Below are 12,999 nucleotides of genomic sequence, written 5' to 3' on the forward strand. Positions count from 1 at the left end.
GCGCTTACTGCTGAATTCACTGTCGGCGAAGGTAAGTTGATGACTCATGATGAACCCTGTTCCATGGCTCCAGATGACAAACATGATCTCATATCAGGGACTTGTTCGCACCTTCCCTAACTTAGTGATAGTGCCGATAAAAGACGTCGTCGTATCAGCACCTGTTAACGTCAGTTTTAATCGGATAGTACCGGAAATTGGTGTGCTGACTTCTCGGAAGTGTGGACGCAAACTTTCGCTGAATTTGTTATACATATAATCCGCCAATAACTTGCGCTCTTCCGGCAAGAGATCGCCAAACTGGTGATCCCCACCTTTATAAATAACGACCGGTTCGATAATGATATTGGTGTATTTACTCCAGTCCACTGGCGGGGCATAGCGGTAAGGAATACGGTTGGATTTATCATCAGTGTTAGGAGTGAGCAATGATGATGAATCAATGCTAGCATACCGTACCGGTGGTTTTGCCGAACATCCGGCCAAAATAACGGTAGGTACCGCAACAACCAAGAGAAAAGCGTTGATATAATTAGACATTTAAGGCTCCCGACCAGAGATATCATCGATACTGATTTTAACTGATTGTTTTTCCCCAGAAAAACAACCGAAATATGGTGCTTAACAAGACTTTTTCTTTAGGTGGATGGTGGTGTACACAACCAAGAGCGATCATAAAAACACCAAAACAGTACCACCTGGTACACTTTTATCACAGTTTCATCGCGTGTCAAGAAAAAGCGTCTTGTCATGTAACCATTGCTTTAACGGTAAGGAATGCTAATGAAAGTACGTACTAAAGCACGCCGAGACGCTATCGTCGAAGAAGCGGCATTGCTTTTTCAAGAAATGGGCTATGAACGAGCGTCAATGAATGAACTGGTCAAGCGGATTGGCGGATCGAAAGCGACTCTTTACCGTTATTTCCCTTCTAAAGAGGCGCTATTTGTCGCCGTTGTTCGTGAGCATGCAACTCAGCACCTCACAGAAGCCGCTGAGGGACTGATGATTGATGCGCAAACTTTCACGCTGGAACAGACTTTGATGCGTTTTGCCGAGCGAAAGCTGCAGGTTGTTGCCAACGATAATAGCGCAATCGCCGTTTATCGGATGGTGGTTGCCGAGTCTGGTAATTCTGATATCGGCACTCTATTTTATGATGCAGGAATACGAGAAAGTGTAACAAAACTCTCGGAACTCATGGCGATAGCGATGGAGCGTAAGGAACTGCATTTGGCAGATCCGCACCTTAGAGCTTTACAATTTTTGTCGCTATTAACCGCAGAGGTTGATATGCGTGTGTACCAGCGCCAATTAACCCCGCTAAGTACACCGCAAATTCAGGAAATGGTTTGCCATGCAGTTCACATGTTTTTAAATGGAGCGGCATTCAGAGATAATGGCTGAAAAAAGGCCTCTGTACCTCAGGCATCCCTTATTTTTTCTTTTAACGATTCGTTTGAAATCACGCTGAATCATTAAATTCAGTGTAGTCACGCATCTGGTATTCAAGGTTTTCGAAACAGACTTTGAGACAAACATGCACCTGAAACATCCCCGTTCTCTCAGTAATACAGCCTCCAGCGCACTCGAAGAGGGTTCGGCTCGCCTTTCATGCCATCGGAGCCGAGCCTGGACAGGCAAACGCCCCCTGGCAGAAATATGCCAGGGGAATGCCTCCACGGTGCCCCCTCTCGCCCGGCGGCCCAAAACCTTCTGCCCGGCCAGTTGTGCTGTCTGTCGTTCGACGCCGGCCGGCGCACCCGAACTTAGCCCGAAAGCTGCTCGATAGTTTGCAGAATGCGCTTGTCGGAGATCGGGTACGGCGTGCCCAGCTGCTGCGCGAACAGGCTGACGCGCAGCTCTTCGATCATCCAGCGCACCGCTTTCACCTCTTCCTCCTGCTGCCGCTTGGGCGGCAGCTTGTTCAGCCACTGCTGCCAGGCCTGCTGCACCTGCTCCACCCGCAGCATCTGCGCGCGATCGCGATGCGGATCGATGGCCAGTTTTTCCAATCGGCGTTCGATCGCCTGCAGGTAGCGCAGTGTGTCCGGCAGGCGTTTCCAGCCGTTGCCAGTGACGAAACCGCGGTAGACCAGGCCGCCAAGCTGGGTTTTGATGTCCGACAACGCCAGCGCCAAGGACATGTCCACCCGGCCTTTCAGCCGTTTGTTGATGTTGAAGACCGCCGTCAGGATCTGCTCAACCTGCCTGGCCACCTCGACGACCGTGTCGTTCAGCTCGGCGCGGATCTGCTCCTGCAGGCGCGCAAAGCCTTCTTCTTGCCAGACCGGGCCGCCGTGTTCGGCGATCAGCTTGTCGATGCCGCACGAAATGCAGTCGTCGATCAGCTCCAGCACCTTGCCGTACGGGTTGAAGTAGAGCCCCAGCTTGGCCTTGTTCGGCAGCTTTTCATGCAGGTATTTGATCGGCGAAGGAATATTCAGCAACAGCAGGCGGCGCGTGCCCTGCCACATCGCCTGTTGCTGCTCGCTTTCGCTGTCGAACAGGCGGATCGCCACGCTGTCCTTTTCATCCACCAACGCCGGGTAAGCCTTCATCGAATAGCCGCCGCGCTTCTGCTCGTAAAACGCCGGCAGTTGGCCAAAGCTCCAGACATGCAGATTGCTCTGCTCCAGCCCATCGTCGGCCACCGCCGACAGCGTCTCCTGCACCTTCTCTTTCAGCTGCAGGCGCAACGCGGCCAGGTCTTTGCCTTCGCGCAGCGTCTGATTTTTCTCGCCCACCACGCGGAAGGTCATCTTCAGGTGATCGGGTACCTGATCCCATTGCCAGTCATCACGTGACACGGTCACGCCAGTCATGCGCCGCAGCTCGCGCTCCAGCGCGTCCAGCAGCGGCAATTCCAGCGCAGTGACGCGGCCAAGGAACGCCTCGGCGTAGTTCGGCGCCGGCACGAAGTTGCGGCGCACCGGTTTCGGCAACGATTTGATCAGCGCAATCACCAGCTCGCGGCGGATGCCGGGGATCTGCCATTCGAAGCCCTGCTCCTCCACCTGGTTGAGGATCGGCAGCGGAATGTGCACCGTCACGCCGTCGGCGTCGGTGCCCGGTTCAAACTGGTAGCTCAGCCGCAGCTTGAGGTTGCCCTGATGCCAAAAGTTCGGGTAATCGAGCGCGCTGATCTTGTTGGCGCCGTCCTTAATCAGCATCTCTTTTTCGAAGTTCAGCAGATCCGGCTGCTGTTTGGCCGCGCTCTTCCACCAGCTGTCGAAATGACGGCCGGAAACCACGTCGTTGGGGAGACGGCGATCGTAGAAGCCGAACAGCGTTTCGTCATCCACCAGAATGTCGCGGCGGCGTGATTTATGCTCCAGCTCCTCCACTTCGGCGCGCAGCTTTTGGTTGTCGCGGAAGAAGGCGTGGCGCGTCTGCCAGTCGCCCTCCACCAGCGCATGGCGGATAAACAGCTCGCGGCACAGCAGCGGATCGATGGAGCCGTAGTTGACCTGGCGCGCCGCGACGATCGGCAGGCCGAACAGCGTGACCTTTTCGCTGGCCATCACCGCCCCCTGCGACTTCGACCAGTGCGGTTCGCTGTAGCTGTGTTTCACCAGGTGCTGAGCCAGCGGCTCGATCCATTCCGGTTCGATGCGCGCAGCGATGCGCCCCCACAGGCGGCTGGTTTCCACCAGCTCGGCCACCATGATCCACTTCGGCGGCTTCTTGAACAGGCCGGAGCCGGGGAAGATGGAGAAGCGGGCGTTGCGCGCGCCGGTGTATTCCTGCTTGTCCGCATCCTTCTGGCCAATGTGCGACAGCAGGCCGGTCAGCAGCGCGGTGTGCACGCTGCGGTAGTCGGAAGGCGTGCTGTTGATCGGCAGCCCCAGCTCTTTCACCACCTGGCGCAGCTGGGTGTAGATATCCTGCCACTCGCGCACCCGCAGGTAGTTGAGGAAATCGTTGCGGCATAGCCGGCGGAACTGGCTGGAGGAGTTCGCCTTTTGCTGCTCCTGCAGATAATCCCACAGGTTGACGAACGCCAGGAAGTCCGAGTCCTTGTCGGCGAAGCGGCGGTGTTTTTCATCCGAGGCCTGCTGCTTGTCCATCGGGCGCTCACGCGGATCCTGAATCGACAGCGCGGCGGTGATGATCATCACCTCGCGCACGCTGCCGCTCTTCTGCGCTTCCAGCACCATGCGCGCCAGACGCGGGTCGATCGGCAACTGCGCCAGCTGGCGGCCCTGCGGCGTCAGCTGATAGTGGCCGTTGTCGGCGGTGGCGATCGCCCCCAGCTCTTCCAGCAGGCGCACGCCATCCTGAATGTTGCGCTTGTCCGGCGCCTCGACGAACGGAAACGCGGCGATGTCGCCCAGCCCCAGCGAGGTCATCTGCAGAATGACCGAAGCCAGGTTGGTGCGCAGAATTTCCGGATCGGTAAACGCCGGCCGCGACAGGAAATCCTGCTCGGAGTACAGACGGATGCACACCCCTTCCGACACGCGGCCGCAGCGCCCTTTACGCTGGTTGGCAGAGGCCTGCGACACCGGTTCGATCGGCAGGCGCTGCACCTTGGTGCGGAAACTGTAGCGGCTGATGCGCGCGGTGCCCGGATCGATGACGTACTTGATGCCCGGCACCGTCAGCGAGGTTTCCGCCACGTTGGTGGCCAGCACGATGCGGCGGCCGTGGTGCGACTGGAACACCCGGTTCTGCTCGCTGTTCGACAGGCGTGCATACAGCGGCAGCACCTCGGTGTGCGGCAGATTGAGGCGGTTCAGGGCGTCGGCGGTATCGCGGATCTCGCGCTCGCCACTCATGAAGATCAGAATGTCGCCCGGCCCTTCGCGGCCAAGCTCGTCCACCGCATCGAAAATCGCCTGCAGCTGGTCGCGATCGGTATCGTCGCCGTCGTCGACCACCGGGCGGTAGCGCACCTCCACCGGGTAGGTGCGGCCGGAAACCTCGATGATTGGCGCATTGTTGAAATGGCGCGAGAAGCGCTGCGGATCGATGGTCGCCGAGGTGATGATCACCTTGAGATCCGGGCGCTTCGGCAGCAGTTCGCGCAGGTAGCCGAGAATAAAGTCGATGTTGAGGCTGCGCTCGTGCGCTTCATCGATGATCAGCGTGTCGTACTGCATCAGCAGGCGGTCCTGCTGAATTTCCGCCAGCAAGATACCGTCGGTCATCAGCTTGACCAGGGTATTTTCTCCCACCTGATCGTTGAAGCGCACCTTGTAGCCGACGCTGCCGCCGAGCGGGGTTTCCAGCTCGTCGGCGATGCGGTTGGCGACGGTGCGGGCCGCCAGGCGGCGCGGCTGGGTATGGCCGATCAGCCCTTTCACCCCGCGCCCCAGTTCCAGGCAGATCTTCGGCAGCTGGGTGGTTTTCCCCGAGCCGGTCTCCCCGGCGACAATCACCACCTGGTGATCGCGGACGGCGTTTAATATGTCCTGTTTTTTTTGGCTGACCGGCAGGCTTTCCGGATAGGTAATGCGCGGGCAAGACGCGGCGCGCGCCTGCACTTTTTGCCGCGCCGCCGCGATGTCGCTTTCTACTTCGGCGGCCACCGCCAACTGGGCATCGGGATTTTTGATTTTTCGTGCGCCCTGCAGGCGACGACGCAGACGTTGTTGATCGCGGAGCATCAGCTCACCCAGTTGGGCCGGCAGTGCCTCGAGCGGAGATTTCACGTTCGGTGTTCCTTGTTTCTTCGCCGCCAAGGCCAGGCTTGGCAACGGTTTGATGTTTTTTTAGCGATTTTTTTGCTTTAGCCGCACAGCCTATCACAAACGGCTTTCTCCCCCTACTTCCACGAGTAAAGCCTCGCCATGTCATTCAATAAAATCGAACGAAGATCTCGAAATATTGCGCTATCACTGTTGGAGGAATGTGAATAGCATGTACTCCATGCAAGGGACGCTGAGTCCTGATGTCACTGTCACAACGTAAGGAATTATCGATGAGCAACGTATTGGTTCTGAAATCAAGCATCCTGGCGACCTACTCTCAGTCTAACCAACTGGCCGATTTCTTCGTAGAGCAATGGAGCAACGCCCACAGCGGCGACACCATCACCGTGCGCGATCTGGCCGCACAGCCCATCCCGGTGCTGGACGGTGAACTGGTCGGCGCGTTGCGTCCTTCCGATGCTCCGTTGACCCCGCGTCAACAAGAAGCGCTGGCCCTGTCGGACGAGCTGATCGCCGAGCTGCAGGCCAATGACGTCATCGTGATTGCCGCGCCGATGTACAACTTCAACATCCCGACCCAGCTGAAAAACTATTTCGACCTGGTTGCCCGCGCCGGCGTGACCTTCCGTTACACCGAAAACGGTCCGGAAGGCCTGGTGAAAAACAAACGCGCGGTGATCCTGACCAGCCGCGGCGGCATTCATAAAGGCACCCCGACCGACCTGGTGGAACCTTACCTGCGTCTGTTCCTGGGCTTCATCGGCATCACCGACGTGGAGTTCGTCTTCGCGGAAGGCATCGCCTACGGCCCGGAAGTGGCGACCAAAGCACAGGAAGACGCCAAGGCGGCCCTGTCTCAGGTGGTGTCTGCCTAAGATCCTGCGCAGGGGCGCCGCGCCCCTGCCGGACAAGACGCACATCCTGTCAAACCTGCACTACCCTCATAATAATCATCTATCCGTATCTCTTGGCGCGCCAGACGGCGCGCTTTTTTTATTTCTTCAGCCACTGGCCGTTGATGCCGCGCACATACTCGCCGCTCTGCGCCCGCGTCACCAGCTTCTGCCCGGCCATGCGCGCCACTTCGTCGACGGCGATATGGTTGCCGTCCGCCACTTCCTGATACTTCTCGGCGCGGCCGGCGTTGATGCGCTTCACCAGCGCCAGCGTTTCCGCGTCCTGCTTCACCGGGGCGATATAGCCGCTCAGGGTTTCGCCCACCCGCCCTTGCTGCTTCGCCTCATCCAGCGTCAACGCCATCGCCACGCCGCTGAACAACCAGGCGGCGCCGGCCAGCCACAAATAACGTTTTTTCATGTCGGCTCCTAGAACAGACCGCTTTGGGTTTTCAGCAGGTTTTCGACGTCCTTATCCACCTTGATATGAATTTCATGCTCGATCTTGACGTTCATATTGATGGTGATCGGATCCTTCGGCGTCGCCACCTCGATGCGCGGCACGCAGCCGCTCAGCAGCGAAACGCACAGCACCGCTGCCAGCGTCGACACACTCATGATTTTCATTGTTGCTCCCCAGGTTGTGAGAGGGCCTGCTCCAGCCACTCCTGTAAATTGTCGCCGAAGCGCAAACTGCGCCACAGCTGAAACACGTTTTCCTGATGCCGATAGTTCAGGATCACCTCGCGCTTGGCGTTCTTCTGCGGGTTGATGCCGTCGATACGCGCGCTCAGCGTCAGTTCGCCCAGGTTGTCGAGATCGACCCGGGCGTGCGAACGGTTGATTTCCATGTAGCGCAGCCAGTCGATCGCCGCGCCGGTCGCCAGGTTGTTGCTGCCGATGGCGTCGGCCATGTCTTTGTCCAGCCGCAGCGTCAGGGTGCCGGCGTTGGCGATCCAGCCGTTTTGCACCAGCCATTTCGGGTGGTTCAGGAACAGCGGCAGCTCACCGTCGACCCGGCCGGACATGGCGAACTGCTTCGGCTTCAGGGCGGTAAACAGCGCGCTGAGATCGACCTTGTCCAACTTCAGCACCGCGGCGTCATGCTGCGGCAACCGCAGCGCCGACAGGCTGATATGCCCGTTGAGCATGTCCACGCCGACGTTGCTCAACGTCAGCGGCTGCCCTTCGCTATAAGGATAGGTGCCCTGCAGATCGGCGGAAATGTTCTGCATCTCGAACAGGTTGCTGAAAGACTTGATGCGCAGCGACACCGGCTGTTTGGCCCCCAGCAGCCACTGATGCTGCTTGAACCGGTACGACAGGATAAAGTCCAGGCCGCTCATTTCGCCGTCTTTCAGCCACATGCCGCCGTTTTTCACCACCCAGTGGCCGCCGGCTTCGAAGCCCTGCTCGCGAGCGGCGGAAAACGCCGACTGCGCATAAAACTCGCCGTCGCGCAGCGTGAGATTGAGCTCCGGCGCGAGCAGCGGCTGGAAGACCTTCAGCGACTGTTTCGGCCACCAGGCTTCACCGCGCAGGCGTTCGCCGTCCCAACGGCCGCGCAGCGCGATCGGCCCGATCTGCTGTGCCTGCAGTTTGCCCTGCAGCTGGAAACTGTCCGGCGAAAGGCCGTTCACCTGCAGCGCCAGCACCGGCGCCGGCAGATGGCCGCCGTCGCTGAAGCTGACCTTATCCGCCGCCAGTTGCAACTCGCCGTTGAACTGCGGGCTTTGTTCATCACGCCGCCAGCGCAGCGGCCGGTTGAGGCTCAGGCGCGGCGCAGCGACCGTCACCAAACCATACTTCAATTTATCGAAACCGGTGGAGAGCTTGTCGAGCACCAGCTCGCTGTCCTGCCAGCGCCCGCTGCCGGCGACGTCCCAGGCGGCCTGCAGCGGCGGCAACCGGCCGTTGCCCCAGTAACGCCACTGCCAGTCGCCCTTGTCCGGCCAGAAATCCTGCGCCTGGCCGTCCAGGTGCAGCTTGAAGCGCCCCCAATAGCTGTCGCTGGCGTTCAGAATCGCCTGCAGGCGGCCGGTGATACCGGCGGCAGTCACCTTCACGCCCGCCAGCGGCAAACGCGCCTCTTCCAGCGTCATTTCCGGCGTCACCTTGCCCCACAGGCGCAACAGCGACCCCGGCTGCAGCACCAGCGTCGGGTTGAGAATGCTGCCGCCGATCACGCCCGGAATCGACGCGGTGGCGGAGAAGTCGGCCAGATTGGCCTGACCGGTCAATTGGAAGCGCAGATCGCTGTCGGTCAACCCTACCTTGCCCGGACCGAGGGTGAGCACCGCATTGCCCTTGCCGTTGTGGCCGGCGGTGATCACGTTCAGCCGCGCGCTGATCTCCGTTTCATCCCACCCTTTGCTCCAGTCGTGCAGCGCAACGCTCAGGCCGCCGTTCAACGGCTGCCCGCTGTACGGCCAACGCCACTCGCCCTGCCTGATACTGACCCGCTGCGGCGCGACTTCCCACGGCAGCACCGCCAGCGGCCGATCGTCACCTTTTTCGCTTACCGTCAACACGCCCTGCCGCTGTTGCCAGCGCATGTCCAGCAATACCGGTTTTTCCAGATAGGCGGTCTGCATTTCCCCCTGCAGCGCGCCCTGCGTCGGCAGGCTGGCCAGATCCAGCGGAATGGTTATCTTGCCGGCGAGACGCAGCGGTTGCGCGCTGTTGGGCGGGACGACGGTCAGGCTCTGCAACGTCAGCTGCTGTTTTTCATCCAGCTGCGCCTCGGCGCTGAGATTCGGCCCCTGATAATGCAGGCGTTGCCCGTCAGGGCCGGAGGAAAGCTGCAGCTTGCCGGCATAACGCTGCCAGGGAACCAGCGTCAGGTCATTAATGGTGAGGTCCAGCGGCGGCAGCTGTTGCTGCAGCTGATCGAGCGCCAGCGGCGCGCTGTTGGCATCGCCGCCCGGCAGTTTTGACAAACAGGCGCTATCGACGCTGACCTTATCGCTCGACAGCTGCCAGCGGCCCTGGCGGTAAGCCAACCGCGTCGGCCCGACGTTGGCCAGCAGGCAATCTTGCGCGGTGAAACGCGCCCCCGCCAGCGCCAGGCCGCCCTGGCGCCAGTGCAATTTGCCCTGCAACTCCAGGCGGCTTCCCGCCGGCAACCAATGCGATAACACGCCCGGCAGCCAGCGCGGCAAAGTTTGCCACAACGCCAGCACCAGAATTGCGCAGCCCGCCACCGTCCCTATGAATACTTTTAATCGCCTGGTCATTAAATGGTTGCTTCGTTCCTGAGTTAGGCATTGGTTAAGTCTATGCCTGAATTGACAATAATGATGGCATGAATTTGACATAGGGTGAAGCTGAGCGGGGTCGCAGCGGCGATTTGCACCTTTTTGGCGCAAACGTGTGCGGAGTTGTAGATTTTCGTTACATATGCATCACATAAACAGGACAGTTTTCAGACTTTTGTTATTGTCGTTGCCATTGATGATTAATAGTCTTGCAACCATTCTAATAAAAGTTCAGCTGCTAGCTAACTGTGTACTAGAGAAGCCATTCCCCACACCCCCGTGGGGATTTTTTTGCCTTAATGCCGAATCACGGCGTCAATAAAATCGTGCAATATGCGGCTGTCGCTCGCTTTACGCCAGATAGCATAAATATCGCTGCGCATTTCATTCCCGCATTCTATGTATGCAACCTTTCGCTGCCGCGCCAGGCTTTCGGGCACAAACGCATAGCCTAATCCCGCTGTTACGCAGGCAAATATCACGTCGTAGCATTCCACCTCCAACAGCGCGGCGGGGATGACTTGCTGCTTCTGCAGCCAGGCGTCCACCAGATGGCGATAGTGGCATTGCCGCGAATAAACATAGAGATCGCTTTTTGCCAACAACGCCGGCCGACATGCCCCGCCAATGAAGACCAAACGCTCCTGGAAAGCACGCCGGCTCTGCATCTGCGGATGTTCGATCGGCCCATCTGAAAACACCACGTCCAGCGCCCCTTTTTGCAGCTGAAACTCCAGATCCAGCGAATATCCCTGCACCACACTCAGCTGAACGCGGCGATTTTGCGCACGGTAATGGGCCAACTTTTGCGGCAAATGATGACTCAACGCGATATCCAGCGCGCCAAGCCTCAGTTCGCCCTGCACCGGATCCTGTTCAAACTGCGCTCGCGCCCGCTCTTCGATAGCCAAAAAGCGCTTGGCCTTATGGTAAAGCGCCCGGCCTTCCGGCGTGAGCGACAACCGATTGCGCTCACGCTCGAACAGCGTGACGCCGCACGCCATTTCCAGCTCTTTTAATTTCTTGGTCACGTTAGAGGGCACGCAAAACAGCCGCTCCGCCGCGGCCGTGAGACTCTCCGACTCCACCACCATGCAAAAGGTGGCTAACTGGGCACGTTTAAACATCTTAAGCCTTCACCAATAGTGAACGATTCACGAACTTTATTTCACTTTTAGTCAGCCATCAAGTCCGTAAAATCCTCGCTGTCAGCACAATGCTGCCCCTGGAGATATCCAGTTTCATTACCGACCGAGGAAATCAATCATGATTACGCTCAACGTCTTTTTTCAGGTCAATCCGGCCAAGCGGCAAGCGTTTCTGAGTCTGCTCAACACCATGGTGCAGGAATCCAATAAAGAAACCGGCTGCTCTTTTTACCAGCTTTGGCAATGCCAGAGCGATGAGAACAGCTACGCGCTGATCGAAAACTGGGACGATAAGGCGGCGCTTTCAGCACACCAGAAAACGCCTCATTGGATCGCCTTTAACGATGTCGTTAACAGTTATTTGACCCATGATTACGATGAGCATCATTACACGGAAATCGCTCGTTAAAACCGCGTGAACCGGCCCAAGGCGGGCCGGTTTCACTCCCCTGTCTGATAGAACAAGCCCCGCGCGGGACAAACTGCTAACCAATTGTCGAATTTACTAAAATCTGTTAAATTGATCACAAAATCACGGTGGAGAAACCACGATGAAATTGGCGATATACAGTACCAAACAGTATGACCGTAAATATCTCGAACTGGTGAATCAGCAGTTTGGCTATGAGCTGGAATTCTTCGACTTTTTACTCAGCAAAAAAACCGCCAAAACGGCCGCCGGTTGCAAGGCGGTGTGTATCTTCGTCAACGACGACGGCAGCCGTGAAGTGCTCGAAGAACTGGCGGCGCTGGGCGTCGAAATTCTCGCCCTGCGCTGCGCCGGTTTCAATAATGTCGATCTGGACGCCGCCAAAGAACTGGGCATCAAGGTGGTGCGCGTGCCGGCCTACTCACCGGAAGCCGTGGCGGAGCACGCGGTAGGCATGATGATGTGCCTGAACCGCCGTATTCACCGCGCCTATCAACGCACCCGCGACGCCAATTTCTCGCTGGAAGGGCTGATCGGCTTTAACATGCACAACCGCACCGCCGGCGTGATCGGCACCGGTAAAATCGGCGTGGCGACGATGCGCATTCTGAAAGGCTTCGGTATGAAGCTGCTGGCTTACGATCCGTTCCCGAGCGAACAGGCGCTGGAACTGGGCGCGGAGTATGTCGACCTGAAAACGCTGTACGCGCAGTCCGACGTGATCACCCTGCACTGCCCGCTGACGCCGGAAAACCACCATCTGCTGAATGCCGACGCCTTCGCGATGATGAAAAACGGCGTGATGGTGATCAACACCAGCCGCGGCGCGCTGATCGACTCCACCGCCGCCATCGACGCGCTGAAGCAGCAGAAAATCGGCGCGCTGGGAATGGACGTTTACGAGAACGAACGCGATCTGTTCTTCGAAGACAAGTCTAACGACGTGATTCAGGACGACGTGTTCCGCCGCCTCTCGGCCTGCCACAACGTGCTGTTTACCGGCCATCAGGCCTTCCTGACCGAAGAGGCGCTGACCAGCATTTCGCAAACCACGCTGCAGAACATCAGCCAGTTGGATCGCGGCGAAGCCTGCCCGAACCAGTTGAACGCCTGAGCGTCACCTCGGGGCGCCCCGGCGCCCTGTTTATTTGAGAGAACGCGATGAGAAAAACCACGGTAGCCGCCCTTGCGGCGCTGGCTTTAGCGGGGTGCAGCATGAAACCACATACGGCCGTCACGCCAGGCGATCTGCTGCATCACAACTTCGTGTTGCAGAGCGTGGATGGCGAAACGGCGAAGCCACCGGCGGGCGGCGGCCTGCTCAATCTGGAGTTCGGCGAGAACCTGCATGTCTCCGGCGCGATGTGCAACCGCTTCTTCGGCCAGGGGCAATTACGCGACGGCGTGCTGACGGTGAAACCGCTGGCGACGACGCGCAGGCTGTGCCCTGATGAACAGCGCAACCGCTGGGATCGAGTGATCGGCACCGTGCTGGAAAACGGCGCCGAAGTGACGCTAAACGCCCAGCAGCTGACGCTCAACGGCAGCGGCCACACGCTTATCTATACCCTGCGCGATTGGGTGTATTGATCCTGCGCGCCAGGCCTGGCG

General features: G+C 58.5%; 12 protein-coding genes. 5 read left to right on the forward strand and 7 right to left on the reverse strand.

Going from position 1 to position 12,999, the window contains the following annotated elements; all coding sequences use genetic code 11:
* Window positions 1-93: 93 nt before the first annotated feature.
* Complete coding sequence (locus ACJ8IM_RS24160) at window positions 94-540, reverse strand: DUF3313 domain-containing protein (RefSeq protein ID WP_442516253.1); 447 nt, start codon at window positions 538-540, stop codon at window positions 94-96.
* Window positions 541-783: 243 nt separating this feature from the next.
* Here ACJ8IM_RS24160 and ACJ8IM_RS24165 point away from each other — a divergent pair, with 243 nt between their 5' ends.
* Complete coding sequence (locus ACJ8IM_RS24165) at window positions 784-1,407, forward strand: TetR/AcrR family transcriptional regulator (protein WP_033653064.1); 624 nt, start codon at window positions 784-786, stop codon at window positions 1,405-1,407.
* Window positions 1,408-1,769: 362 nt separating this feature from the next.
* Here the strand turns inward: ACJ8IM_RS24165 and hrpA are convergent, their stop codons facing one another.
* A complete protein-coding gene (hrpA, locus tag ACJ8IM_RS24170; protein WP_072008384.1) occupies window positions 1,770-5,657 on the reverse strand; it encodes an ATP-dependent RNA helicase HrpA in 3,888 nt (1,295 codons plus the stop codon).
* A 269-nt stretch (window positions 5,658-5,926) separates the two neighbouring features.
* Between hrpA and azoR the strand changes: the two genes are divergently transcribed.
* Window positions 5,927-6,532 carry an FMN-dependent NADH-azoreductase gene (gene azoR, locus ACJ8IM_RS24175; RefSeq protein ID WP_033634661.1) on the forward strand — a complete coding sequence of 202 codons (606 nt, stop codon included), beginning with the start codon at window positions 5,927-5,929 and terminating at the stop codon, window positions 6,530-6,532.
* Here azoR and ACJ8IM_RS24180 read toward each other — a convergent pair.
* The 5 genes from ACJ8IM_RS24180 to ACJ8IM_RS24200 all read right to left on the reverse strand — a co-directional run bounded on the left by ACJ8IM_RS24180 (window position 6,529) and on the right by ACJ8IM_RS24200 (window position 10,937).
* Window positions 6,529-6,666: a hypothetical protein gene (locus ACJ8IM_RS24180; protein ID WP_144337630.1), complete on the reverse strand. Its 138-nt coding sequence runs from the start codon at window positions 6,664-6,666 to the stop codon at window positions 6,529-6,531. The genes azoR and ACJ8IM_RS24180 overlap by 4 nt on opposite strands.
* Window positions 6,651-6,974: a YdbL family protein gene (locus ACJ8IM_RS24185; RefSeq protein ID WP_033634662.1), complete on the reverse strand. Its 324-nt coding sequence runs from the start codon at window positions 6,972-6,974 to the stop codon at window positions 6,651-6,653. The genes ACJ8IM_RS24180 and ACJ8IM_RS24185 overlap by 16 nt, the downstream gene beginning before the upstream one ends.
* A gap of 8 nt (window positions 6,975-6,982) precedes the next feature.
* Window positions 6,983-7,180, reverse strand: a complete 198-nt coding sequence (locus ACJ8IM_RS24190; protein ID WP_025302979.1) for a YnbE family lipoprotein — start codon at window positions 7,178-7,180, stop codon at window positions 6,983-6,985.
* A complete protein-coding gene (locus tag ACJ8IM_RS24195) occupies window positions 7,177-9,789 on the reverse strand; it encodes a YdbH family protein (RefSeq protein ID WP_033653063.1) in 2,613 nt (870 codons plus the stop codon). Before ACJ8IM_RS24195 ends, ACJ8IM_RS24190 begins: the two co-directional genes overlap by 4 nt.
* A 317-nt stretch (window positions 9,790-10,106) precedes the next feature.
* Window positions 10,107-10,937 carry a LysR family transcriptional regulator gene (locus ACJ8IM_RS24200; protein WP_033653062.1) on the reverse strand — a complete coding sequence of 277 codons (831 nt, stop codon included), beginning with the start codon at window positions 10,935-10,937 and terminating at the stop codon, window positions 10,107-10,109.
* Window positions 10,938-11,076: 139 nt separating this feature from the next.
* Here ACJ8IM_RS24200 and ACJ8IM_RS24205 point away from each other — a divergent pair, with 139 nt between their 5' ends.
* From ACJ8IM_RS24205 to hslJ, 3 genes are all read left to right on the forward strand, one after another.
* The gene (locus ACJ8IM_RS24205) at window positions 11,077-11,367 is read left to right on the forward strand and encodes a putative quinol monooxygenase (protein ID WP_033648435.1); all 291 of its coding nucleotides are present in this window, start codon (window positions 11,077-11,079) and stop codon (window positions 11,365-11,367) included.
* 142 nt (window positions 11,368-11,509) lie between these two features.
* On the forward strand, window positions 11,510-12,502 hold the full coding sequence (locus tag ACJ8IM_RS24210; protein ID WP_016927571.1) for a 2-hydroxyacid dehydrogenase: 993 nt from the start codon (window positions 11,510-11,512) through the stop codon (window positions 12,500-12,502).
* Between the two features lie 47 nt (window positions 12,503-12,549).
* The gene (gene hslJ, locus ACJ8IM_RS24215; protein WP_033653061.1) at window positions 12,550-12,978 is read left to right on the forward strand and encodes a heat shock protein HslJ; all 429 of its coding nucleotides are present in this window, start codon (window positions 12,550-12,552) and stop codon (window positions 12,976-12,978) included.
* The last annotated feature ends 21 nt before the right edge of the window (window positions 12,979-12,999 follow it).

Origin of the sequence: Serratia sp. CY33525 (assembly GCF_052169115.1) — a bacterium.
GTDB classification, from domain to species: Bacteria; Pseudomonadota; Gammaproteobacteria; order Enterobacterales; family Enterobacteriaceae; genus Serratia; species Serratia sarumanii.

Excerpts from the sequence above, each read along its gene's own strand:
- ACJ8IM_RS24190 (WP_025302979.1), bottom strand. The coding sequence starts at position 7,180 with ATGAAAATCATGAGTGTGTCGACGCTGGCAGCGGTGCTGTGCGTTTCG.
- ACJ8IM_RS24195 (WP_033653063.1), bottom strand. The coding sequence starts at position 9,789 with ATGACCAGGCGATTAAAAGTATTCATAGGGACGGTGGCGGGCTGCGCA.
- ACJ8IM_RS24205 (WP_033648435.1), top strand. The coding sequence starts at position 11,077 with ATGATTACGCTCAACGTCTTTTTTCAGGTCAATCCGGCCAAGCGGCAA.
- ACJ8IM_RS24210 (WP_016927571.1), top strand. The coding sequence starts at position 11,510 with ATGAAATTGGCGATATACAGTACCAAACAGTATGACCGTAAATATCTC.
- ACJ8IM_RS24165 (WP_033653064.1), top strand. The coding sequence starts at position 784 with ATGAAAGTACGTACTAAAGCACGCCGAGACGCTATCGTCGAAGAAGCG.
- ACJ8IM_RS24160 (WP_442516253.1), bottom strand. The coding sequence starts at position 540 with ATGTCTAATTATATCAACGCTTTTCTCTTGGTTGTTGCGGTACCTACC.
- ACJ8IM_RS24185 (WP_033634662.1), bottom strand. The coding sequence starts at position 6,974 with ATGAAAAAACGTTATTTGTGGCTGGCCGGCGCCGCCTGGTTGTTCAGC.
- azoR (WP_033634661.1), top strand. The coding sequence starts at position 5,927 with ATGAGCAACGTATTGGTTCTGAAATCAAGCATCCTGGCGACCTACTCT.
- ACJ8IM_RS24200 (WP_033653062.1), bottom strand. The coding sequence starts at position 10,937 with ATGTTTAAACGTGCCCAGTTAGCCACCTTTTGCATGGTGGTGGAGTCG.
- hslJ (WP_033653061.1), top strand. The coding sequence starts at position 12,550 with ATGAGAAAAACCACGGTAGCCGCCCTTGCGGCGCTGGCTTTAGCGGGG.